The 22,541-nt window shown below is 60.9% G+C and carries 19 protein-coding genes and 1 tRNA gene; 5 read left to right on the plus strand and 15 right to left on the minus strand.

Annotated elements, in window-relative coordinates:
- Positions 1–186: 186 nt before the first annotated feature.
- From H559_RS22650 to H559_RS0109620, 15 genes are all read right to left on the minus strand, one after another.
- Positions 187–783, minus strand: coding sequence for a hypothetical protein (locus tag H559_RS22650; RefSeq protein ID WP_155845360.1), 597 nt, complete (start codon positions 781–783; stop codon positions 187–189).
- A 156-nt stretch (positions 784–939) separates the two neighbouring features.
- A complete protein-coding gene (locus H559_RS0109555) occupies positions 940–1,953 on the minus strand; it encodes a PhoH family protein (RefSeq protein ID WP_028452526.1) in 1,014 nt (337 codons plus the stop codon).
- A 93-nt stretch (positions 1,954–2,046) separates the two neighbouring features.
- On the minus strand, positions 2,047–4,923 hold the full coding sequence (locus tag H559_RS0109560) for a DUF4132 domain-containing protein (RefSeq protein ID WP_028452527.1): 2,877 nt from the start codon (positions 4,921–4,923) through the stop codon (positions 2,047–2,049).
- Position 4,924: 1 nt separating this feature from the next.
- Positions 4,925–5,359 (minus strand): hypothetical protein, encoded by a 435-nt coding sequence (locus tag H559_RS19715; protein WP_034640612.1) that lies wholly within the window; start codon positions 5,357–5,359, stop codon positions 4,925–4,927.
- 63 nt (positions 5,360–5,422) lie between these two features.
- Complete coding sequence (locus H559_RS19720; RefSeq protein WP_051279218.1) at positions 5,423–6,724, minus strand: glycoside hydrolase family 3 N-terminal domain-containing protein; 1,302 nt, start codon at positions 6,722–6,724, stop codon at positions 5,423–5,425.
- Between the two features lie 39 nt (positions 6,725–6,763).
- The gene (locus tag H559_RS19725; RefSeq protein WP_051279220.1) at positions 6,764–7,393 is read right to left on the minus strand and encodes a UPF0149 family protein; all 630 of its coding nucleotides are present in this window, start codon (positions 7,391–7,393) and stop codon (positions 6,764–6,766) included.
- A gap of 56 nt (positions 7,394–7,449) precedes the next feature.
- Positions 7,450–8,796 carry a tRNA (N6-isopentenyl adenosine(37)-C2)-methylthiotransferase MiaB gene (gene miaB, locus H559_RS0109580; protein ID WP_028452528.1) on the minus strand — a complete coding sequence of 449 codons (1,347 nt, stop codon included), beginning with the start codon at positions 8,794–8,796 and terminating at the stop codon, positions 7,450–7,452.
- A 47-nt stretch (positions 8,797–8,843) separates the two neighbouring features.
- Entirely contained in the window at positions 8,844–9,221 is a 378-nt protein-coding gene (locus H559_RS0109585) for a hypothetical protein (protein ID WP_028452529.1), read from the minus strand.
- A 156-nt stretch (positions 9,222–9,377) separates the two neighbouring features.
- The gene (locus tag H559_RS0109590; RefSeq protein ID WP_028452530.1) at positions 9,378–9,833 is read right to left on the minus strand and encodes a spore coat protein U domain-containing protein; all 456 of its coding nucleotides are present in this window, start codon (positions 9,831–9,833) and stop codon (positions 9,378–9,380) included.
- A 6-nt stretch (positions 9,834–9,839) separates the two neighbouring features.
- On the minus strand, positions 9,840–11,876 hold the full coding sequence (locus tag H559_RS0109595; RefSeq protein WP_028452531.1) for a fimbria/pilus outer membrane usher protein: 2,037 nt from the start codon (positions 11,874–11,876) through the stop codon (positions 9,840–9,842).
- Between the two features lie 227 nt (positions 11,877–12,103).
- A complete protein-coding gene (locus tag H559_RS21670) occupies positions 12,104–12,796 on the minus strand; it encodes a fimbrial biogenesis chaperone (RefSeq protein WP_162143316.1) in 693 nt (230 codons plus the stop codon).
- Between the two features lie 205 nt (positions 12,797–13,001).
- Positions 13,002–13,460, minus strand: coding sequence for a spore coat protein U domain-containing protein (locus tag H559_RS0109605; protein ID WP_028452532.1), 459 nt, complete (start codon positions 13,458–13,460; stop codon positions 13,002–13,004).
- A 243-nt stretch (positions 13,461–13,703) separates the two neighbouring features.
- Positions 13,704–14,156, minus strand: coding sequence for a spore coat protein U domain-containing protein (locus H559_RS0109610; protein WP_028452533.1), 453 nt, complete (start codon positions 14,154–14,156; stop codon positions 13,704–13,706).
- Positions 14,157–14,795: 639 nt separating this feature from the next.
- Positions 14,796–14,867, minus strand: a tRNA-Met gene (locus H559_RS0109615).
- 84 nt (positions 14,868–14,951) lie between these two features.
- Positions 14,952–16,133 (minus strand): class I SAM-dependent methyltransferase, encoded by a 1,182-nt coding sequence (locus H559_RS0109620; RefSeq protein WP_028452534.1) that lies wholly within the window; start codon positions 16,131–16,133, stop codon positions 14,952–14,954.
- A gap of 40 nt (positions 16,134–16,173) precedes the next feature.
- Here H559_RS0109620 and H559_RS0109625 point away from each other — a divergent pair, with 40 nt between their 5' ends.
- From H559_RS0109625 to H559_RS0109645, 5 genes are all read left to right on the plus strand, one after another.
- Positions 16,174–16,947, plus strand: coding sequence for a pteridine reductase (locus tag H559_RS0109625; protein ID WP_051279248.1), 774 nt, complete (start codon positions 16,174–16,176; stop codon positions 16,945–16,947).
- A 43-nt stretch (positions 16,948–16,990) separates the two neighbouring features.
- Entirely contained in the window at positions 16,991–17,884 is an 894-nt protein-coding gene (locus tag H559_RS19735; RefSeq protein ID WP_034640616.1) for an endonuclease/exonuclease/phosphatase family protein, read from the plus strand.
- Between the two features lie 83 nt (positions 17,885–17,967).
- Positions 17,968–20,379 (plus strand): ATP-binding protein, encoded by a 2,412-nt coding sequence (locus tag H559_RS21675; RefSeq protein ID WP_028452536.1) that lies wholly within the window; start codon positions 17,968–17,970, stop codon positions 20,377–20,379.
- A 327-nt stretch (positions 20,380–20,706) separates the two neighbouring features.
- Entirely contained in the window at positions 20,707–21,648 is a 942-nt protein-coding gene (gene ttcA / locus H559_RS19745) for a tRNA 2-thiocytidine(32) synthetase TtcA (RefSeq protein ID WP_373277346.1), read from the plus strand.
- On the plus strand, positions 21,648–22,436 hold the full coding sequence (locus tag H559_RS0109645; RefSeq protein ID WP_034640618.1) for a fused MFS/spermidine synthase: 789 nt from the start codon (positions 21,648–21,650) through the stop codon (positions 22,434–22,436). Before ttcA ends, H559_RS0109645 begins: the two co-directional genes overlap by 1 nt.
- Positions 22,437–22,541: the final 105 nt, after the last annotated feature.

The raw sequence follows: 22,541 nt of genomic DNA on the forward strand, positions 1-22,541 counted from the left end.
GTCAGCAGAATGGCGGAGTTTCTCAATGTCTATCTTGTGGAGAGCGCATGTGATGGAGTAATTATCACGGTTGGGCATAACTATCGCCGAGCTGGTAGGGCCCACTGAGTGGGTTAAATGTGTTGGCTGAAGAATTCGGTGAAAATGAATTCAGTTGGTTTTTTTGCATTTGCAGGCTGGATCTGCTCACACAGGGGTCAGGTGCTCGTTGAAAAAGTTAACGATAGCAACATAACCACTTTCGATCGAATTTACATAAAATAGCAAATGAAGTGGATCGGCCATGTCTAGGGCATTTTTTTCAATGTAGTTGTCGCAATCCTCGAAGAAGCGCTGTGTTGGATATATGCCTTTTGGAAGATGGACTCGTTTTAGATCTTCAGATTCACGTCTCGTTCTATAAAAGTCTGTTGAATAATCAGTAACTCGCCCCCAAATTAACTTCCTTAGAAAATGCATTTCCATTTCTGGGAGGGGTTGACAAAAATTAGTTATAGCTTCTAATAGGCCATCGAATACGTCATTCAATATTTCTTCGTTTGATATGTATCGCATTCTAAGCTGGTCTAGCGCAGCGCCTGCCAGATAAGAAGCAATAAGAGTCCTCAAGAGGAAAACCTTTCGGTCATTAAGGAAAATTTGCTTTGAAGTTTCGTTCTTGGCTAGAGTTCGAAACGCTTCAATGACTGATGCAGATGGTTCGAAGCATGAATTCCAAGCTAGATGCCCGGCTTGCCGAGCAGAGACTGTTTGGCCATTTAAATAAAATAAATTTCTTGCCATTAATTTCTCCAAACATCAGTGCAATCCAAGCTCTTTATAGGACCAAGTAGCTAGGGCGATAGATTGATTAGCGCAGCAAAATTACGGGCATGTCAATTACGCCCTCACTGTTGTCGCTATCTTGCCACGCAGCCCCTGCATTTTGAGTAGTTTGCCTTATACCCTGGGTGTCTGATTCCGCTCTGCCTCCCGCTCGGCCTTGCGCTGGGCGCTGAGTTCTTCGCGTTCCTTGTGCTTCTTGTCGTAGGCGTCGATGATTTTCTGCACCAGCGGGTGGCGCACGACGTCTTCGCTGGTGAAGCGGTGCAGCATGATGCCGCGGATGTCCTGCAGCACTTCCTCGGCGTCGATCAGGCCTGATTTCATGTGCTTGGGCAGGTCGATCTGGGTCGGGTCGCCGGTGACGACGGCCTTGGAGCCGAAACCGATGCGGGTGAGGAACATCTTCATCTGTTCCGGCGTCGAGTTCTGCGATTCGTCGAGAATGACAAAGGAATGATTGAGCGTGCGCCCGCGCATGAAGGCGAGCGGGGCGATTTCGATCACGCCGCGCTCGAAGCAGCGCGTCACCTTGTCAAAGCCCATCAGGTCGTACAGCGCATCGTACAGCGGGCGCAGATAGGGGTCGACCTTCTGCGCCAGATCGCCGGGCAGGAAGCCCAGCTTTTCGCCGGCCTCGACCGCCGGGCGCACCAGTACGATACGCTTCACCGTATCGCGCTCCAGCGCATCAACAGCGCAGGCTACGGCCAGATACGTCTTGCCTGTTCCCGCTGGCCCGATGCCAAACGTAATGTCGTGCTCCATGATGGCCTTGATGTAGCCATTCTGGCGCGGTGTGCGCCCGCGCAGATCCATGCGGCGGGTTTTCAGCTGCGGGGCGTCCGGGTCGGGCGGGCAGTCTTCCGGCGCGCGCGTCAGTTCGATGATGCCGAGCTGGATGTCGTCGATATCGAGCGGGTCGGCGGCGCAGTTGTAGAAATATTCCAGCGCATCCAGCGCCACGCGGACCTGCCGCGTTTTACCCTGCACCTTGAAGTGCGCGTCGCGGCGCGAGATGTTCACGTCCAGCGCGGTTTCGATCTGCTTGAGGTTCTCGTCGAGCACGCCGCAGAGATTGGCGAGGCGGGTGTTGTCGACGGGAAGGAAGGAAATGGTATCGGTCTGCACGAAGCGGCCTGCCTGTGAAGGAGGAGATTGCCCCGATTATCGCAGAAAGCGGACGGTGGCGATGCCGCCACCGTCATCCATTCTCCAACGGGCCTAGCCGATTGCCGCCGCCGCGTATTGCCGGATCTGCCGCAGGATGCTCTCATCCCCGATCCGGTCATCGTCCAGCAGCATGACAATCTTGCTGATGATCTCGGCCGTGCGGATGTCGCTGTCTTCAAACGGCAGGCGCAGCTTGCCCTGTGCCTGCGACCAGTCCGGAATCACGCACAGGTAGGCGCCCGGCTCGATGTGGATGTGCGCGCTGGCGAGGTTGACGCGGTAATTCGCCAGCCGCCCGGTGACATGGGCGTGGCGCTCGTCGAGGCGCAGGCGTTCGCCACCCAGTGCGGGCGCCAGCGCCTGCAGCAGTGCATGACGGGCGGCGAGCGTTTCGCCGGAGGTAAATTCCCCGGTGTCGTTGACAAGCGAACGGGCGATCATCAGGTCGAGGTCGCGCATGGCTTCGCTGAACAGGATGGGCGGTACGCTGGCTAGCGGCACATCCTGACTGTCCCGGCGGAAGGTGACGCCGGTGGTCTGCAGCGTATCGACTTCGGTGAAAAAGTGCGCGTGGAAGTCGAAATCGATGTGGGCGCTGTAACCTTCGCCGAGCGGGCGATGATGTTCGGCGTTGCCGCTGTAGCCGCTTGGCCGCCAGCCGCGCTGGCGAAAAATGCCGGCGGCGATGCGGGTCTTGACCCAGCGGTGCGCGTAGCGTTGCGAGACAGTACCGGATTCCAGCTCGGCGGGCGTGGGGACGTACAGTGCGCGGAAAATCTGCTGGATCGGTTGCAGCAGTTGCAGCGCAACGGCGTGCTGCTGCCATGCGGCCAGTGTACCGTTACTCATCCAGTCCAGCGGGTGAGCCAGACGTAGGCTGCCTTCGATGTCGTGGAAGTCGTCCAGCCCCGAAAGCTGGCCGAGCTGATACAGGCCGCAGTGGCCCGCATCGTACACCCACACCAGCTTGCTGATCAGGTCATAGAGCACCGGATGTGCGCGGGCGGCGTCGAGTTGTTCCCCGCTGAAACGGGTCTGGCGCACCAGATGGTCGTCCAGCACTGCACGGAAGCGGCGGCGCTGTTCTTTCAGTGTGTCCCACGCGTCTTTCAGCGCCAGCCAGTCCGGGTCTTTCTTGAGGGCTGCAGGGGTTGAGGCCAAGCGCTTGCCCTTGGCATTGACGATGACAATGCCCGAATCGTCGCCGGCCAGTCTGATGTGCGCGTGATAGTCCCCGATGGCCTGCGGGGCAAAGAAGGGCTGCAGCGCCTCGCCCTGGCGGCTTTCCATTGCCCATTCCAGTGCTCCCAGGCTGCTGAAGCCCGCATTGGCGGCCAGGTTGGCCAGACCAATCTGCACCGCTTCGCGCTGGTTGGCGCAGCGCTCGGTGCCATACTGGCTGGCGAGCTGATGCAGCTCATTCAGTTGCAGGTAGCGTTGCTGGCAGAGGACTTCCTGCTGTTCGGCAGGCAAGGGGAGCAGGCCCAGTGACATGATTGCGAGATGGGCGTGCTTCTTGAGGGCCGATTTTTCGATCGCAGTGGAGTCATCACCACGCAGCGCGGCGGTCAACCCTGCCAGCTCTTTGGACAGCATTGCATTGCCAAGGAGCGCCCAGTCTTCCGATGGCAGGGCTTGCAGCGTTGAGCGCAGCACAGCCACGTCACCACGTGGCTCATCGGCTGGAGCATCGATCATCAGCTCACGGCATCGGCGGCTAATGTCCAGCAGCTGCGCTTTGCCCAGCGCGGGCAACAAGGCGCGCTGTGCGCCATCGCCACTCCAGCCCGCCTTCTCCAGCAGAAGGTGCAGCACCCGGGGCGGATAGGAGGCCAGCTCTGCAATCGCGGATGCTTCTTCGGCCTGGTCACGCGTCCAGCCCGGATCAAGCAGGTTATTGCGCGCAAAGGGGGCGAGGAGATTCTGCAGTTCTTCGGAGCCGAGCGTGGCATCGTGCAAGGCTGTTCCGAGTTGGCGCAGCACATGCAGATACGCCCGGTAACCGCAAATGCGGGTGGAGAGCTCGGGTTCGATCTCGTCGGAAAGCCAGTGCAGGCTCCGCGTTTGTGGATCGAGCAGCAGCAGTTCGAACAGTGTTTCGCGCAGCGGCAGCATGGCGGGCGGCCAGTCATCCATCTGCCAGCTCAGCAGTTCATACGGCGCCGAATCGGGCCATTGCCGGCAGAATGTGCTGATTGCGCCGACCTCTGCTCCATTGGCACGAACACCATCGATCAGCAGCCTGCGCTGGTGTTCGATCGCATGCAGTGAGCGTCCGGGCTGTACGGGCAGGCCGATACCCCCGCCTTGCGGTAGCCAGATGCCGTTGTCGTCAAAGTGCAGGACGCCGGATACGACTTGCCGGAATAGCGCCAGGCGGTTGTCAGAAGAGTTCGGCGGCGTTTCGTCGTAGTAGCCCATCCGGTTGGTTGGCAAGCCTGCCAGGGTGCAGGCGAAAAGTTGCTCGAACAAGTCGGGTGTGGCCGGGTAGTCATAGAGCTCGGGCGTGCTGAGCAGATTCCGGCTCAGCCGTTGCTGCATTTCCAGCAGCACGCCCATGCGGTCAAGGCGGGTTTCTTCGTAGCCGTGTGATGAATCGCCGGCATTGGCGAAGGCAGGATGGTTTGCCCGCAAGGCGCAGAATCCGGAAACGACAGACCACAGCCACTGCCTTGTGCCATCCTGCCCCAGGCAGTCTTCCACGGCTCGCCACCAGGCGCAGCGCAAGGCGCGATGGGTTTCGTCATCATATTCAAGCTCGATGAGTTGATCGAGCACATCGGCCCACAGGCGAAATTCGGCGCGCAGCTCGGGGTGGGCGGCACGGTAGTCGGCAAAGCGGCGGTCCAGATCGAGCACGCTTGCGGTGAGTTCGGCAACCTGTGGCCAGTGTGCATGCAAAAAGGGATAGGCAATGGGTGTGATCATTTCAGCCACCTTGCAGGGGAATCAGCCGCACGAAGCGGATTGGCTGGTGCGGGGTAAGGGTGATGATGTCGTCTTCCGCGCGGATTTGCCGCTCGCCCACCAGCAGCAGAAAACGGCGGCGGCGAAAGGCCTCCAGCGCGATGGCTGTTTCCAGGTCGGGAGCGGGGGCGGCGAGATCTGCCGTGGCCTGCAGGGCAACACGGCCATGCGGCTGCATGCGGGCGATGTCGGCGTCGCTGAGGTACTGGCGAGCAATGCGCTGCTGTGCCTGGGCCGCATCAAGTTTTTCCCGCTCGGTCAGGATGCGGCATTGCTCGAGCACGGTCAGGTGGATCAGTTCGTCGGCACGGATGCTGCCGTGCAGCCAGGGCAGCTGCAGCCGGCTCTCCGGCTGGCTGGGCAGGGTAGACTGGATGTCCAGCTCGATGAGCGGCATGACATGCTCCGGAACAGGGGCGCTCAGTCTAGCATTGTCAAAGCTGCGTCAGACATGGGGAAGCTAACGGCCTGTGGTCGGCGTAACAGTGCTGGCAGCCAGTCGCTGGCGGCTGCGGGCAAGGGCTCCCTGATCCAGCGTGCCATTTGCCTGGGCTGCGAGCAGTGCATCAAGCACCGGGTACAGCAGCGCCGGGTCCCAGGCGACCAGCAGCCAGTCGACGCCGGCATTCAGCGCCCGAACGCTGCCAGCCTCGATGCCACCGGGCTGCTCGCGCGCTCCGGCCATGCTCAGATCATCGGTGATCAGCAGGCCCTGATAAGCCCAGTCCTGCCGGATCAGTTTGCCGATCACGGCCGGCGAGGCGGATGCGGGAAGTTCGGCATCCAGCGCCGCTAGTCGCGCATGTGCCAGCATGGTCACTGAATCGGCTTGCATCAGTGTGCGGAAGGGCTGCAGATCGCTGGCCTGTAGTTCGGGCAGCGGCGTGGTGATGCTGGCGCTGTCCGAGTGCGTGTCTTCGAAGACGCGGCCAAGGCCGGGGAAATGCTTGAGGGTGCACTGCACGCCATTTTGCTGCAGGCCGTGGCAATACGCGGCGGCAGCGCTGCTGACTGCTGCCGGCGTGCTGGCCAGTGCGCGCTGGCTGATTTTCGAGTAGCGGTCATCCGGATTGCGGATGCCGTGATCCAGATCGACGACCGGCGCGAAGTTGAGCGTAATGCCCAGCTCTGCGAGGCCTTTGCCTTGTTGTTGACCGTATTGCTCTGCAGCCTTTTCCTTATAAGGGCTACCAGCCAATACCTTGCCAAGTGCCGGCTGGAAATCCAGCGGTGGCGACAGCCGCGACACCAGCCCGCCTTCCTGATCGGTGGCAATCACCAGCGGCGGCAGGCCGCGCTCGCGGCGCAGCGCCTGCCAGCCGGCGATCAGCGTGCGGATATCTGCAGCATCCATGCCCTCGACATTGCGGCGGGTGATGAAGACCCCGCCGATCAGTCCGCGTGCGATCAGCTCGCGCAGTTCGGCTTCGTCGGTGTAGCCGGCGATGAGGTGGGCGCCGATTGCCTGTGCTACGGCCGGGTCGGCGTTCATGATCTGGTGGCGGGCGAGGCTGTGCCGGATTTGCCACCAGCCCGTGAGACTGAGCGCGCAGGCGGCCAGCAGACAGGTGATGGCCCAGCCGGGCAGACGCCGCCGCCACGCAGCCAGTGCCAGCAAGGCGGCGCCAGCCAGCAGCAGTGGAATGCCGGCCGGCCGCCAGGCGACCAGCCCCGGCTGATCCCATAGCAGGGAAAGGCCGGCCAGGGCGGCAGCCAGCAGCAGGGAAGTCAGGGCGGCAAGAAGACGAAGCGTGCGGTGCATGTAAAAAGGCCGGCATGCAGCCGGCCTGTGGCGGGTGGATTAGCGGCGGCGGCCGGGCGCGCGCGTTGCGACCGGCGGGATCTGGTCGATCCACCAGAAGCGGATTGCCGGGATGGCTTCCGGCAGCAGTTGCGCTACTTCGTGCTCGAAGCGGGCGAGGTCTTCTTCTTCCTCGCTCATTTCTTCACGGGCTTCGTCGTCGGCGCAATCGAATATCGGGCCGAGCAACTGGGCGAGTTCTTCATCATCCAGCGCATCCTGCCAGGCATCGCCTGCCAGGCCGACGCCCAGCGTGAAGCCATAGCACCACGGGCGCGAGATATCGAGCTCGCGCTCTTCATCCAGATACAGCATCGGCTCGAACGCTTCGTCACCGGCCAGCTCATCCGCCAGCTGGTTGTAAAGCCGCAGGATCAGGTCTTCGATTTCCTGCTGCTGGGCGGCGCTGGCATAGGTCGGGCGCTCGCCCGCATCACCCCATACCTGTGGCAGCCACACGTCGGCATCCGGGCTTTTCGGGTAGAGGAGCAGGGCGGTCAGAAAGCCATGCAGCATGGAAATGTCCATGCTTTCCTCCGGTGCGGCGTCGGATTCGAGGAAATCGGCCAGCGTATCGAGTTCGGCGTCGCTGAGCGGCGCGAGGGTGGCGGAAGAAAAGCCTTTGGCCATGATGAACTCCTGGTGGCGGGTTTGGCGCGGCAGACCATCTGCTGCGCCGGGGTGGATCAGATTTCGCGGGTGACGATTTCGCCGCGCAGGCTGTGGGTCAGCGCGCTGGTGATGTGCAGATCGGCAAAATGGCCGATCAGCCGCACATTGCCGGCAAAGTTGACGATGCGGTTGTTGTCGGTACGCCCGGCCAGCTCCGCCGGGTTCTTCTTCGAGCGGCCTTCGACCAGCACGCGCTGCACGGTGCCGACCATGCTCTGGTTCACTTCGTTGGCGAATTCATCGATGCGCTTCTGCAGGCGTGCCAGACGGGCGGATTTCACTTCCGCCGGTACATCGTCCTTCAGATCGGCGGCCGGCGTGCCGGGGCGCTCGCTGTAGATGAAGCTGAAGCTGGCGTCGAATTTCACGTCGTCGATCAGCTTCATGGTCTTTTCGAAATCGTCGTCGGTCTCGCCGGGGAAGCCCACAATGAAGTCGGAAGACAGGCAGATGTCCGGACGCGCCTCGCGCAGCTTGCGCACCAGCGATTTGAATTCCAGCGTGGTGTAGCCGCGCTTCATGTTCACCAATACGCGATCCGACCCGGCCTGTACCGGCAGGTGCAGGTGCGACACCAGCTTCGGCAGCTTTTTGTAGCAGTCGATGATGCGCTGGGTCATTTCCTTGGGGTGGCTGGTGGTGTAGCGGATACGCTCGATGCCCGGAATCTCGTGCACGTATTCCAGCAGCATGGCGAAATCGGCGATGTCGTCATCCTCGCCATCCTTGGCGATCTTGCCGCGATAGGCGTTGACGTTCTGGCCCAGCAGCGTCACTTCCTTCACGCCTTGCTGCGCCAGGCCGGCGATTTCCACCAGCACGTCGTCCAGCGGCCGCGAGACTTCCTGGCCGCGGGTGTAGGGCACGATGCAGAACGAGCAGAACTTGGAACAGCCTTCCATCACCGACACAAAGGCGGTAGCGCCTTCGACCTTGGCTGGCGGCAGGTGGTCGAATTTCTCGATTTCCGGGAAGGTGATGTCGACCTGCGACTGGCCGGTTTCACGCTTGACCTTGATCAGCTCCGGCAGGCGGTGCAGCGTCTGCGGGCCGAACACCACATCGACGTACGGCGCGCGCTTGATGATGGTTTCGCCTTCCTGGCTGGCGACACAGCCACCCACGCCGATCACCAGATTCGGGTTGGCGACCTTCAGTTCGCGCACGCGGCCGAGATCCGAGAACACCTTTTCCTGCGCCTTTTCGCGCACGCTACAGGTGTTGAACAGGATGACGTCGGCTTCTTCCGGGTTGTCGGTTTTTTCCAGGCCGTCGGAGACGCCCAGCACGTCGGCCATCTTGTCCGAGTCATACTCGTTCATCTGGCAGCCGTAGGTCTTGATATAAACTTTCTTGCTCATTGTTGCGTCATTATTGTGGGTATGTGCCCACACCTTATGTAAATCGTTTAGAACTCAATCGTACCTAGCGGGGTATTGATGATCAGGCCGGAAGATTTTGGTGAAAGTTCCTGCAGTTCTTCCGCGGTAAGAATCCAGAGCCGTACCACCTGCCCGGTGCGTTGCTCCAGCAGCATGTAGGCCTTGGCGTTGATGGGCAGTTGTTTGACCATCAGAAGTTCACCGCGTGCGCCACGGATTTGCAGCCCGGGCGAGCCTTCGTAGACTTTGCCTTCGAGTTTTAGTTGCGGGAATGGCCAAGCCACCTCAAAAGCATCGACGGAAACCACACTGCCGCCAGCCGGAAACTTGCGGGTTCCAGTCATTGCTGCCAGCGCAGCAGGGGTCAGCAGGATCAAAGCAAGGCAGATCAGGAGCTTGCGCATGGTAACTCTCGCCGAGGGTCGAATACCGCAATGGTAGCAATCTGCAGGCATTGCGGCCATTCATTCCTGTGTGTCCGGTGTTTTGGCCGGATGTGTTGCCCCCCATGTAGCTGGCGGGTTGCAATGGAGGCGGGTTTAACCTGGTGGCATCCGGTGCTATGGCGTGATGGTCAGGGTAATGTAGTCGCGGTAATGGCCTGCCGAAACGCTACTTTGGTTGCCATAGACCTTTGACCAGAAATTGATCCGTCCTTGTCCGCTGCTGCTGCTGACCTGCGCAAACGCAGCATTGGGTTCGAGCTCGCCAAAAACCTTGCTGCAGCCGGCATCCAGGAATAACTGATAGCGCAGCGTGTCGGTATTTCTGTCATTTTTCATGGCACGATTGTCCACGCTGCCGGTGGCTTGCGACGGACCGGCAGTCACCTTGGTCACGGTTGGTTCGGTGCAACGGACGAACATGGAAAACTGCATCACCAGATCGGCAACCGAGGTTTGTGGATCATATATGCCCATGTCGCCATCGGGTATCGAGCCGACGGTACAGCTGGGCGCTGCGTGGCCGACGCCAAAGCATAATAGAAACATTGCGGTCAGGCATTGATTGCGCATGCTTGGTTACTCCTGGCAGCTCAGTGTACCAAGATCGGTGGTTACTGCATCTGATTCGGTAATCATCAGGGAAAGATGACAGTCTTCGCCAGCCAGGTCGTAAATGCCAGGTCGCAGGGTTTCTGAATAAAAGCGGCCATCCAGCGCGGTGTCGATCACTTCGGTCTGGCCGGCTACTTGCAGCCGCTGCCCGCCAAGCGGGCTGCCATCGGCGCGCAGAATCAGCCCGCTGACCGCATGGAGCCTGCGAGTGGCAAAGTGGACAACCCGTCCATCCCGATCACCGCTGAGCACATTCTTCTGCAGGCGATCAATCGTGTATTCAATTGGCAAATCATTCTGGGCAATGCCGATTTGCTGGTAGCTGAAACTGGGTACATCCGGTAAGAACAGTACTCCTTCTTCGTCGGTTTTTCCGATCTGGCTGCCGTTCTGCAGGATGCCGACATTCCCCACGCCATCCACGCGTGCCACGGCAAACGCATCATCTATGGGGCGCGTCAACCGGAATTCCTGGTCCGCATAGGCCAGCGAACCACGCCATCCCAGGCGGAAGTTATGCTGGCGATTTTTCCCGCCTACCGTATTGATGCCACTGACACTGGCTTGGCCAAAGGCCATCTTGTGCTCCAGCCAGGCGATGTAGTCGGTGCTGTCCGTCTGTTGCTGGGCGCTGAGGCTATAGCCCCAGCCTTCCCCTGCCGGTGAGCTTTTGCTCAGGGTGGTGGAGTATTGCATCCGTTCGTTCTGATACTGCCCGCCTGCATACAGGCTGTGGCCACCATCAAAGTACAGCGACAGGTTGAGAAAACCGCTCCAGGTTTGTGTCATCCCGTCGTTGAGCCTGAGTTGCGCACTGATGGAAGCATTGCGCCATGGCGAAAACGAGTAGTTGAGCATATAACGGTTGGCCGTCGATTCTGCGTTATCACCTTGCTGGCGGCCATATTCCATACTCAGGCTGCCCAGCGTGGCCGAGCCGACGCTGGCGCCCACATTGGCGGACCACTTCACATGCGCGGCATCATCCAGCAAGACGGTGCGGGTCCAGTAATCGCGGCTCTGCCGCTGAAGATTGGCATATACGCTGAAGCTGTCATGGTTGTAGCGATAATTGATCACTTGCGCATTGCCATCTGCCCCCTCGCTGCGCCGCACCCAGGATAGCACTCCGGCCAGTGTGCCATACCACCCCAGACGCAGTGTCGCCAGGGCGCCATAACTGTGTTCGCCAGCATGACCGCTGGCCTGAGCGCCAACGGTCAGCCAGTCGGTCAGGCCATAGCGCTGGTACAGTGAATAGGCCCAGCCATCGTAGCGGTCGAAGCTGCCATTGACGCGGCGCATGCCGATATTGTGGCTGTAGTCGGTAAGCCCGGCGCGCAGCAATGAATCGTCAAAATAGTAAGGGATCGAGGTTGTCTGGGTGCCGCCGAAGCGATCCCGGATTACGATGTCGACATTCTGCAGGCCGGAGAAATAACGCAGGTCGCTGAATTCGTAAATGCCAGGTTGCAGATCCAGTGTCTTGATTCGCTGCCCATTCAGATAGATTTCTGCGGTCGATGGCTGCGTTACGGCAGTTTGCGACTGAAACGCAGGCATGGATTCGAAGTCCGGTTGCAACTCGAAGGCACGCGAAATGCCGATGCCGGCGAGATTTTGCGAAAATCCCAGTGCACCCAGGCGCGGCGTGAGATCGCCTGCCGTTGCGCGTACCATGGCCTCGGGGTCGACGTAGTCCAGTGTGGTCCGCAATCGCGCCCATGGTTTGGCGCTGGCTCCGGAGTAATAGCTGTGTTCGGAGCGCAGATTCCAGCCATAGCCCGATACATTGATGGTCGGCATGAACTGGTACTCCAGTCCTGCAAGCTGGCTTTGGTGCAAAAGCGCCGCATCGTATGTCAAGTAGGCACTTAAGGGGGACGGTGCGGGCCAGCGGGGGTCGCGTTGCTGACTCAGCGGAATTTGTCGCCGCCCGAATTCTTCGGCATCGGCATCCAGATACAGGATCTGTTCCGAAGCCAGCAAGCGACTGCGCATGTCATGGAGCTGATCTGCGAGATAATACAGCGAACCCTCATGAATTTGCGATATACCCTCTATGGTATGAAGCCCTGCGGATTGGAGTGATTGGGCAGAGAGCCAATACCCGCGTTCGTCGTAAAGGGCCTCAACGTCCCCCTGGGGTACGCCGTTGACCACCAGATTGAGGAAAATGCGCTCTGCTGCCCATGTGGGGCTTAGCCAGCCAGCTAGCAACAGGCTAATCAGGAGTTTTTGCATGCCGCCACAGGAATCAGCAGTGTTTGCTGCAGTGTTTGCTGGTCGGTTTCCAATTCAATGGTCTGAGGTTTATCCGAGTCGCATGCTTCGGCGGGCAGTGCAACCCGATACTTGCGGCTGGCTCCCGGGTGCAGATACCAGTATTCAAACTGTCGGACTTCCCCACCCGTTTTGCCAATTAGCAAACGATTCAGACGCTGGGTTGTATTGCCCGGGTTACTCAGCGAGAACTCCAGCGCGCCGTTCTCAACCTTCATGTCGGCCAGGCGCAGTTTTGCTTGCGGATTGGCCGGACGCAGGAAAACCGGCACGCCAAAGCTGACCACCATTGCGACCTGTCCCTTGCTGTCTGCGCCAGCGATCTCCGGCTGTTCGTTGATGTAAAGGCGGTAAGCCAGTTCGTTCTGGTCGGCTGCGCTCTTGCGCCCGATGCGAATGACCTGCTTCTGCCTTGGCGGCACTTCAAATTGCCGTGGAAAATACACCAGTTCATCCGCTGTGCTGCGATACTGATCCACACCAAGCTCATCCTGTGTCCAGCGGCGCAAATCGAGTGCGATGCGCAGCGGCACATCGGCATTGTTGCTGACTGTGATTGCCTGCGATTTGTCTTTTGCCGAAAATTCAATCCGGATGGGGCTGACGGCAAATTGCCCTGCCCAGGCTTGAAAGCACATGACGGCCGAAGCCACAGCCAATATCCAGCGCATAGGGTTTCTCATCTCGGGACGTTTCATCAAGTCTAATTAACATTATGCAGGCAGGCCAGCCAAGGGCAGGGTCCGGCCTGTCCGCCCGACCAGCTCAAATAAAACAAACCCGCCAATTCGGGCGGGCTCGTTTGTGCGGGGCAACTGGCAGGCAAATGCATGCGCTTGGCCATCACGGGGTGAGTGTGAGTACAACCGTATCGGTATAACCGCTGGCCACTGCCGCAGTATCCAGATCCGAGCCTTTGACGGCGGCAGTGAGCGTCAGTTGTTCCGGGGCCGCAATACCCTGGCCAGTCCCGCTTGTCTTGTCCAGCGACAGCTCATAGGGCAGCTTGTTGGCGCCGGCAAGCATGTTTTTCTGCGCGCCATCATGATTCAAGCCATCGTTGGTGCTCAGGTTGTACGTGATGCCATTGCTGCACCAGAATGACGTGTTGCCAGCCTTGCTCTGATCGCCGCTACCGGCCTTCAGGTCGCCCATGTTAATGGTGACATCACCGGCATCGACAAATGCACAGGTGCCGACCACATTGGCATTGATGATGACGTTCTTGCTGGCGGCCAGAGCACTGCCACTTCCCAGCAAGGCCGCAATCGCGCACGCGCAAGTAACCAGGCGGTACTTCATGAGATTCCTCCTTTCCTCTGCTTGGCCAGCGGGTCAGCCAAATTGACAACGGCGCAGTGTAAGGAACTCGGCAGGGTGGTTCTGTAGAAAATGTCAGAGCCTGCTTGTGTAAAAGTACCAAGGTGAGCTGTGCTCTGCTGTCAGCGCATCAGAGCACTCTATGGCAAACCGGCCGCCCACAAGCACGTGGCCGCGCGGGTACTGTAATCAGGGTGATGTCGTGCCGGGTGGGGCGGGACAAGGTCAGGGGTCGACAGTCATGACTACCGTGTCACTGTACCGGCCGACGGGGCGAGTGGCGTAATCGGAATGCTTGACCGTAGCCGTCAGCCGGATGTCGATATCCGAACCTGTGCTCAAGCCGCTACTTGGCTCAGCTACCAGTGCGTACGGCAAACGACCGGCGCCATTTTGCTGAGCCATCTGGCGCTTCGTTCCTTCCGGATTCAGGCCGTCATTAAGTCGGACCTGGAAGAAAGTACCTTTGCTGCAGGTGATCGGTACCTGAGCGCTAATGCTGCGATCACCCTCCTGTAACTGGCCAAAATCCATCACCAGGGTGTCCGACGTGACAAAAGCGCAGTTGTCCAGCACCTGGATATGCATTTGCAGACTGGTGGTGGAGGCCGCGAGTACTTGGCAAGCCGCAGTGGATAGCAGCAGCGCCGTTAATAGTCGATGTGGATTCTTTCCCATGCCTGCTCTTTTGTCTTGCTTATGGTCGCCCAGCGTACCTGTTGCTGACAGGATAATCGAGCCGGGGAATTCACTCTCGAAGACTTCAGCCTGAGCAAGGTATCCGGTAATGCCGCATCTTCCGGGGGCGGCGGCTGATTGAGAGGTAGCGTGCAATCAGGAATGACGTTCGCGGCGATCCGAACATCTTTCGCCTGCACTGGCAGGCCCAAAAGCAAGACGACAAGACAGGATATATAGCGCATTGTCTAGTTGCTCATCATCTGGGGCGGCAGGCAACCATTGCGGCATCCGCCCGCAGCGGAATCGGTTTAGCAAATAATCTCGGATCTTAACAGATGCAGCTGGCCGAAGATAATCGTGGGCGGTTTTGCTGGCCGCGCTCAGCGGAGAGTGGCACAACCATCAAGCAAGCTTGGCGGAGGCCGACCAGCTGGCAGACTGGAGGCCGGAGTCGCAAAGAAACTCGGCCAGAGAGCATGATGCCGCTGGACTGTGACTAAATCCGTAGGCCTGATCGTAGGCCAAAGACATGTAGCTGGTACAGGCTATACGGGGTTCGTCGGGAACGAAAAAGCCCCGCAATCCGTGGATTGGCGGGGCTTTGGGTAGTTTCAGGATTCGCCTGAAACTGATATCTGGTGGCTATGGCGGGACTCGAACCTGCGACCCCAGCATTATGAGTGCTGTGCTCTAACCGACTGAGCTACTGACCCAGTTCCTTCCCACATAGCCAAGAGAGGCCGGATTATGGAGGGGCTTTTTCAGCCTGTCAAGCACCCCGCCTGCAAAAAATTACAGCGCGCCGGAGCGATCGGCACTGCGAAAGCCGGGCAGCAGCGTCTGGCCGGCAAGGCCGCGCGAAAAGGCGATCACCTTGAAAAGTTCGCCCATTTCGGCAGGAGACAGCAGCTTTTGTACGGCATTGAGTGCCAGTGCGTGCTCCTGCGGGCTGCTGTTGAGGGTATGCTGCTCCAGCCCTTCCAGAATGCCGCAGTCAAGCAGATACTGTCCCTGGGATACATAGCCTTCCAGCGCGAGGCCGGCAGTGGCGCCGGCCTGGTAGATGGCGGAAAAATCGACATGACAGGTGAGGTCGGTCAACCCCGGCAGCCAGAAGGGATCGTGCACGCTGTGATGGCGGTAGTGGCCCATCAGTGTGCCTTCGCTGCGCTGCGGATGATAGAACTCGCGGGCAGGGAAGCCGTAATCCAGCCAGAGCATCGCTCCCCTGTCGAGTCCGGCGGCGCAGCTGGCGATCAGGGCGGCGGCCTCGGGCTGGAATTCGCTGGTGTAATCGGCCGGCAGCTGGCTGGCGCTGGCCAGCAGGGCCGGGTCGGCTAGAGGCCGGTCGCTGAACACGAAGCCTTGTGCGCCAACGCTGACGCCACGCTCGAAGAGCGTTCCCGCTGCATCGCGGTGGACGAGCTGGCAGGGCACGGCGTCGAGTACTTCATTGGCGATCAGCATGCCCTCCCAGCGTTCTGGCAGCGCATCAAGCCAGCTGACGCGATCCAGCAGCTGCGGCAGTGCGGTGGCGATGGCCGCGCGCTGGCGTTCGCGCAGTTCGGCGGAGAGATCGAGGATGCAGTACTGTGCGGGAAGCCGGCCCAGGCGCGCAAGCTCGCCCAGCACCTGCACGGCGAGCTTGCCGGTGCCGGCACCGAGTTCCAGCACGATGCCGTCCGGCACCTCGGTCAGCACCGCCGCGACGGTCTGCGCGAGGCTCTGGCCAAACAGCGGCGAGATTTCCGGCGCGGTGATGAAGTCGCCCGCGGCGCCGAACTTGGTCGCCCCGCCCGAGTAATAACCCAGCCCGGGCGCATAGAGCGCTGCGCGCATGTAGTCGGCAAAGCTGATCCAGCCGCCGGCTGCGTCGATCAGCTGGCAGAGGTGGCCGACCAGCGCCTGCGAGTGGGCGAGGGCTTCCGGTGACGGGACGGGGAGATTGGCTTGCTGCTGCATGCGAAATGCCATGAAAATGCGTGAAAACAGAATTCTACCGGATGAGAACACGATGCACGCTTCAGTCACGCACGCGACACATGATAATCCGGCGCCAGTAGTACTGATCACCGGTGGCGCCAAACGGGTCGGCGCGGGTATCGCGCGCTACCTGCATGCGCGCGGCTGGCGCATTGTGCTGCATTACCGCAGCGCTGCGGCAGCAGCGGCAGAGCTGGCCTCGGAGCTCAACGCCATTCGCCCCGCTTCGGTGCAGATCGTGCAGCTCGATCTGCTCGACACCCCCCGCCTGCCCGATCTGGTCAGTGCCAGCCTTGCGGCCTTTGGGCGGCTGGATGCGCTCATCAACAATGCCTCGTCCTTTTTCCCGACGCCGGTCGGCGAGTTCAGCGAGACGGCCTGGGATGACCTGCTGGGCAGCAACCTGAAGGCGCCACTCTTTCTGGCGCAGGCCGCCGCGCCCGCATTGCGGCAGACCGGCGGCAGCATCATCAGCATCACCGACATTCATGTCGAGCGGCCTTTCCCGCTGCACACGCTGTATACCGTCGCCAAGGCCGGGCTCGTTGCGATGACGAAGTCGCTCGCGCGCGAGCTGGCGCCGGAAGTCCGCGTGAACGCGGTCGCGCCGGGGGCTAATATCTGGCCGGATTCCGGCTCCGAGGTGTTTGACGCGGCGACGCGGTCTGCCATTCTGGCGTCGATTCCCCTGCAGCGGACGGGCGAGCCGGACGATCTGGCGCAGGCCATCCATTTCCTGCTGGAAGCGCCGTATCTGACCGGTGTCATCCTGCCGGTCGATGGTGGGCGCAGCGTGGTGCTGTGAGGCGGTGAGAACGGCGCTGAACCGAGCAGTCATTGCCGGATTGATGGCTCGCAGGCTGCGGGCTCTGGCCTGGCTGGCCGCACTGGCTACCGTGCCTGGTCTCGCTGGCGCGCTCGACTGGCGGCTTGAGTTGTTCAGCCATTTCCTGCCGTTCTACATCCCGCTGCTGCTCGCTGGGCTATGCCTGGAACGCGTGCGCTGGCGTCGCGCCGTGCTGGGAGCCGTGTTGCTGCTGCAGCTGGGCTGGCTGTATGCCGCATCCGGTTGGCCGGAGCGCGAAGCAGTTGACTTGCCGGGTATATCTCTACGGCTCTTTGCCTTTAATGGGTATGTGCATAACCCCGATAGGGTATCCGCTCTGGCCTGGTTGCGGGAGCGCAAGCCTGACGTGCTGCTGCTGACCGAAGCCACGCCGGCGTGGCTGGCCGATGTCGAAATGTTGCGCCGCGAGATGCCGCACGGCTGCGCCCGCGGGGAAGACAGCCCGTTCGGCATCGCCCTGCTGTCGCGCCAGCCCTTGCGGCTGTGCGAAGTGATTGCGCCGCGCGCCGGGGACGGCTTTCCCTATCTGCGCGCCGAGCTGGCCAGTGGGCTGGTGATCTACGGTATTCATCCGCCGCCGCCACTGTCGGCCGAACTGGCCGCCGCGCGGGATGCCATGCTGGTGGAACTGGCGCGGCGCATCGCAAGCGAGGCCGCGCCCGTCCTTGTGCTGGGAGACATGAACATCACGCCCTTTTCGCCGGTGTATCAGTCCTTCCGCCGCGATTCGCGCCTGCAGGAAGCCGGCTTCCCCTTCCGGCCAAGCTGGGGGCCGGCTGGCTGGCCGGCCTTACTGCCGCTGGACCGTGTGCTGCTGCGCGATGTGAGCGGACAGGTCAGGTTTGGTCCGGCGCTGGGCTCGGACCACCGGGTGCTGATGCTGCAGCTGCAGTAAGACGCTGACTGGCAAATGCGCCGGGGGCAGAGCAGATTGCTTTGTGCCATGCTGAAGCAGGCCCACCGCAGCATGAATCCCGTATGAGTACGCTCCTCTTGGCCGTCGCCGAAACTGAGGCGCTGGCCGCGATTGACGCTGTCATGCATTCCGACCCCGAGCTGGGCCGGCAGCGTTGCGTGCGCCTGATCGAGGAAAGCCGGCTGATGCGCTCGCCGCTGGCGCATGTGCTGGCGGCCGAGCGCTACGGCCTGATCATGGATCACCAGGGGCATGCTGCAGATGCGCGCAATATCCTGTTCGAAGCCCTGCAGGTGGCGCAGGCGCAGCATCTCTTTGCCAACGAGGCCTGCCTGCTTGAGCAGATTGCGCGCGGCTATTACACCGGTGCCGAGTATCGGCAGGCTATCCAGTACTGGGCCAGGGCGGTTGAAATCTGCGAAACCACCGGCGGCAATGACCGCATCTGGATGCTGGCCAAGGTGGGATTGGGCCAGGTGTATGACGCGCTGGGCGACCATGCCTCGGCGGTCGTGCTGCACCGCACGGCACTCGGGCGCATCGGGCTTGCCTATGACCCCTGGCTGGATGCCAAGATCAAGATCAACCTGGGCGTGAACCTGTCGCGCATGGGCGAGGATACCGAAGCGCAGCAGGTGTTCGAGGCTGCGCTGGCGCTGTGCAATGACGGGCACTTCTGGGATTACGCCGCCGAATCGCACCTGCGGCTGGGTGAGCTGGCGCTGCGCGCCGGTCAGCTCGACCAGGCCGAAGTGCATCTCTTTGGCGGGCTGGCAACGGCGCGCATGGTCGATTATCGCTGGGGCGAAGCCAATATTCTGCTGGTAATCGCCGAAGTTCACGCGCGGCGCGGCGAGTTCGACCGGGCGCTGGCCACGCTGATGGAAGGCGTGCAGATCAGTTCGACCTACCAGTTCACCCACATCCTCGAACGCCAGCATCTGGCCATTGCGGAGTATGCCGAGCGGATGGGCGGCTATCCGACGGCGCTCGCGGCGCTGAAGGAAGGCTTCGCGCTGGCCGGACGCATTCAGGCGGCCGCAGCCCCGGGGCAGCAGCGGGAGCTGGAGGACAAGGCCGGCTTGCGGCCGAGTCCCGGGCGCCTCCTGGTCGAATTATCCAATCATCCGGCCATTGATGCCGGCCGACTTGATGAGGCGTTTGCTGAAATCTGCCGGCAGGCCTGCCTGATCATGGGCGTCGAGCGCGCGCAGGTTTTTCTGCTTGATGACGCGCAGCAGCGGCTGCAGTCGGCCTGCCTCTTCGTCGCTGCCGCAGGCGGTCTGCAGCCTGGCCCTGCCTGGACCACCGCAGAGTGGCCACAATTGTCCGAGTGGCTGGCCGAGGCCGACTCGATCATTGCGCATGACTGTGCGCATCATCCGCTGACCTGGGGGCTGACCGGTGCCTATCTGCAGCCGCTGGCGATTTCCTCGCTGCTGGCTTTCCCGCTGCGGGTGTCGGGGCGCGTTGCCGGCCTGTTCTGGCTTGAGCATAGTGGCGAGCAGCGCAACTGGACGCCGGATGAGCTGGTCTACGCCAGCCAGCTGGCCGACATGAGCGCGCGCGCACTCGCCAGCAACGAGCGCAAGCAGTTCCAGCATGAAATCCATCAGCTCAATGTGCGACTGATGGAAGTCAACGAGGCGCTGGAAGCCCGCGTGCAGGAGCGCACGCGGGCACTCGAGTTTGCCAACGAAGAATTGCGTCATGCCATGCACAAGCTGGTGCAGTCGGAAAAGCTGGCGTCGCTGGGCAGTCTGGTGGCCGGCATCGCGCATGAGCTCAATACGCCACTGGGTGGTTCGCTGACGGTGGCGACCACGCTGATGGACGAAGCGCGGGCATTCGAGGATGCCATGCACGAGGGGCGGATGAAGCGGGCCGAGGCCGAGCGTTTTGTCGCGTTGTGCCGGGATGGTACGACCATCATGCAGCGCAATATCGAGCGCGCGGCGGGGCTGATCGCGCGCTTCCGGCAGGTGGCCGTCGATACGGCCAGCGAGCAGCGGCAGCATTTTGCCCTGCGCCAGGTGGTCGGCGATGTACTGGCGACGTTTACCGGCGCCCTGCAGAGGGCCGGCCATACGCTGGATTGCCATATTGCCGGCGAGCTGGAGTTCGATAGCTATCCCGGCGCGCTGGAGCAGGCCCTGATGCAGATGCTGAGCAATTCACTGCAGCACGGGCTGGCCGGGCGGCAGGGCGGCGTGATCCGCGTGCGCGCCCGTCCGCTTGACGGCAGCTACGCCGAGCTGGTGTATGAAGACAATGGCTGCGGCATTCCGGCCCAGCTGCAAAAGCGCGTGTTCGATCCCTTCTTCACCACGCGGATGGGGCAGGGCGGCTCGGGGCTGGGGCTGTATCTGGTCTACAACCTGCTGACCGGGCCGCTGGGTGGCGAGCTGCGGCTGGAAAGCGAGCCGGACCAGTTCACGCGTTTCGTCATGACCCTGCCCCTGCAGGCACCCTGAATGGCAAACCGGGGCAGGTTGCTAATCTTCAGGGTTAATACTGCCCAATGTATGTTCTTTAATACCTTTATTTTAAATGGTTGTGAATATATACCCATGCATTCGATGTCCTGGCGCTTTCCTGCATCGCTTCCCTTGTCTTGCCGGTCCTTCTGCCGGATGGGCTGCGCGGGCGGGTTGTCACATACAACGACTGGCTGGTTGCTCCATTCGTGCCAGGCTGTGGCCGGCTGGCAATTTTCAGGGTAAAATCCCCGCCAATTCAACGATCTGCCGTTAACGGGGCGCCTTCTCCTTGGAGCTGCGCCCCGTTTCCATTGAGAGCCCATGGACGCCAAAACGACCGCCGAGGTCATGAACGACCCGGAAAAGAAAGCCCAGTACAACCTGAACAAGCTCGCCAAACGCCTGCGCCACGGCGTTGGTGATGCCATCAACGACTTCAACATGATCGAGGATGGCGACCGCATCATGGTCTGCCTGTCGGGCGGCAAGGACAGTTACACGCTGCTCGACATCCTGCTGAACCTGCAGAAATCCGCACCCATCGATTTTTCCATCGTGGCGGTCAATCTCGACCAGAAGCAGCCCGGCTTTCCCGAGCACATCCTGCCCGAGTATCTGCAGTCCATCGGGGTGGAATACCGCATCGTCGAGGAAGACACCTATTCCATCGTCAAGTCGATCATTCCGGAAGGCAAGACGACGTGCAGCCTGTGCTCGCGCCTGCGTCGCGGCATTTTGTACCGCGTGGCGGAAGAACTGGGCGCGACCAAGATCGCGCTGGGTCATCACCGCGACGACATTCTGGAAACGCTGCTGCTCAATATGTTTTACGGTGGCAAACTGAAGGGCATGCCGCCCAAGCTGGTGAGCGACAACGGCAAGCACGTGGTGATCCGCCCGCTGGCCTACTGCCGCGAAAAGGACATCGAGCGCTACGCCGAGATCAAGCAATTCCCCATCATTCCGTGCAATCTGTGCGGCAGCCAGCCCAACCTGCAACGCCAGGTGGTGGGCGACATGCTGCGGGACTGGGACAAGCGCTTCCCTGGCCGGCTGGAAACCATGTTCACCGCGATGTGCAATGTCGTGCCTTCGCACCTGGCCGACCCCAAGCAGTTCGATTTCGTGAACATCCGCGCCGATGGCGTCGCGCGTGAGGATGGTGACAAGGCCTTCGACAAGGAAAGCTTCAGTGATCCTGCCCGCATCAACATCCTCGCCTCGCGCCCGGTCGCCGGGCTGAATGATTGCGGAGAGATGTGATGCTGTTCCGCTCCAAGCGATTTTCCAAGACCTCGGCTGACGACATCGTCATCGACATTTCCGAGGATGCGGGCATCCGCAAGCTGCATTTCGGCGGCGATGACACGCAAAGCGCGATGCGCATCAGCAACCCGACCGAGCTGGTGCTGGCCTACTCGCGCTGCGTGTTCGGCAGCCTGCTGTTTACCGGCGTGCCGCAGAACATGCTGCTCATCGGTCTGGGTGGCGGCTCGATTGCCAAATGGGTGCACGAATACCTGCCGGAAACAAAGCAGACGGTGGTCGAGCTGCACCAGCAGGTCATTCATGTCGCGCGTTCGATGTTTGCCCTGCCACCGGATGACGAGCGCCTGGAAGTGCTGGCCGCCGATGGCGCTGCTCATGTGTATGCGATGACGCCGGAATCCACTGACTTCATCGTGATGGACGCGTACAGCGCGACAGGGATTGCGCCGCCGCTGGCGACCACCGATTTCTTCCAGGCCTGTTCTGACCGCCTGACGGACAACGGTGTGCTGGCCGTCAACCTCTGGGGCTCGGACAAGCGGTTTGCCCAGTACTGCGACCTGATTTCAGCCGTGTTTGATGCGCGCATCCTGCTGCTGCCAGCACGGCAGAAGGGCAATGTGATCGCATTCGGCTTCAAGCGCGGGCAGAACAGCCCGAAATGGAGCGAGCTGAGTACCCAAGCCGAGAAGCTGGAGGCGCGGCTGGGCCTCGAATTTGGCGAATTTGTCAGCGATCTGGCACGCATGAACCCGCATAACGACCGGCGTTTGTTCATTTAAGCGATTATTTCGCCTATTTTCGCGCCGCAAGGCCCGTAAAACCCCGTACACGGTTTGCAAGTGCTGCCGCATGCCATAAAATCGGGGTAACCAACGAATTCAGGA

The organism is Chitinilyticum aquatile DSM 21506, from assembly GCF_000430805.1.
GTDB lineage: Bacteria > Pseudomonadota > Gammaproteobacteria > Burkholderiales > Chitinibacteraceae > Chitinilyticum > Chitinilyticum aquatile.

What these genes read in the sequence shown, in the direction of transcription:
- ttcA (WP_373277346.1), top strand. Translation starts at nt 20,707, where the DNA reads ATGGACGCCAAAACGACCGCCGAGGTCATGAACGACCCGGAAAAGAAA.
- H559_RS0109585 (WP_028452529.1), bottom strand. Translation starts at nt 9,221, where the DNA reads ATGCGCAAGCTCCTGATCTGCCTTGCTTTGATCCTGCTGACCCCTGCT.
- H559_RS21670 (WP_162143316.1), bottom strand. Translation starts at nt 12,796, where the DNA reads ATGTGCTTTCAAGCCTGGGCAGGGCAATTTGCCGTCAGCCCCATCCGG.
- H559_RS19725 (WP_051279220.1), bottom strand. Translation starts at nt 7,393, where the DNA reads ATGGCCAAAGGCTTTTCTTCCGCCACCCTCGCGCCGCTCAGCGACGCC.
- H559_RS19735 (WP_034640616.1), top strand. Translation starts at nt 16,991, where the DNA reads ATGGCTCGCAGGCTGCGGGCTCTGGCCTGGCTGGCCGCACTGGCTACC.
- H559_RS19715 (WP_034640612.1), bottom strand. Translation starts at nt 5,359, where the DNA reads ATGCCGCTCATCGAGCTGGACATCCAGTCTACCCTGCCCAGCCAGCCG.
- H559_RS0109605 (WP_028452532.1), bottom strand. Translation starts at nt 13,460, where the DNA reads ATGAAGTACCGCCTGGTTACTTGCGCGTGCGCGATTGCGGCCTTGCTG.
- miaB (WP_028452528.1), bottom strand. Translation starts at nt 8,796, where the DNA reads ATGAGCAAGAAAGTTTATATCAAGACCTACGGCTGCCAGATGAACGAG.
- H559_RS0109595 (WP_028452531.1), bottom strand. Translation starts at nt 11,876, where the DNA reads ATGCGCAGTCGCTTGCTGGCTTCGGAACAGATCCTGTATCTGGATGCC.
- H559_RS0109625 (WP_051279248.1), top strand. Translation starts at nt 16,174, where the DNA reads ATGCACGCTTCAGTCACGCACGCGACACATGATAATCCGGCGCCAGTA.
- H559_RS0109610 (WP_028452533.1), bottom strand. Translation starts at nt 14,156, where the DNA reads ATGGGAAAGAATCCACATCGACTATTAACGGCGCTGCTGCTATCCACT.
- H559_RS21675 (WP_028452536.1), top strand. Translation starts at nt 17,968, where the DNA reads ATGAGTACGCTCCTCTTGGCCGTCGCCGAAACTGAGGCGCTGGCCGCG.
- H559_RS0109645 (WP_034640618.1), top strand. Translation starts at nt 21,648, where the DNA reads ATGCTGTTCCGCTCCAAGCGATTTTCCAAGACCTCGGCTGACGACATC.
- H559_RS22650 (WP_155845360.1), bottom strand. Translation starts at nt 783, where the DNA reads ATGGCAAGAAATTTATTTTATTTAAATGGCCAAACAGTCTCTGCTCGG.
- H559_RS19720 (WP_051279218.1), bottom strand. Translation starts at nt 6,724, where the DNA reads ATGCACCGCACGCTTCGTCTTCTTGCCGCCCTGACTTCCCTGCTGCTG.
- H559_RS0109620 (WP_028452534.1), bottom strand. Translation starts at nt 16,133, where the DNA reads ATGGCATTTCGCATGCAGCAGCAAGCCAATCTCCCCGTCCCGTCACCG.
- H559_RS0109560 (WP_028452527.1), bottom strand. Translation starts at nt 4,923, where the DNA reads ATGATCACACCCATTGCCTATCCCTTTTTGCATGCACACTGGCCACAG.
- H559_RS0109590 (WP_028452530.1), bottom strand. Translation starts at nt 9,833, where the DNA reads ATGCGCAATCAATGCCTGACCGCAATGTTTCTATTATGCTTTGGCGTC.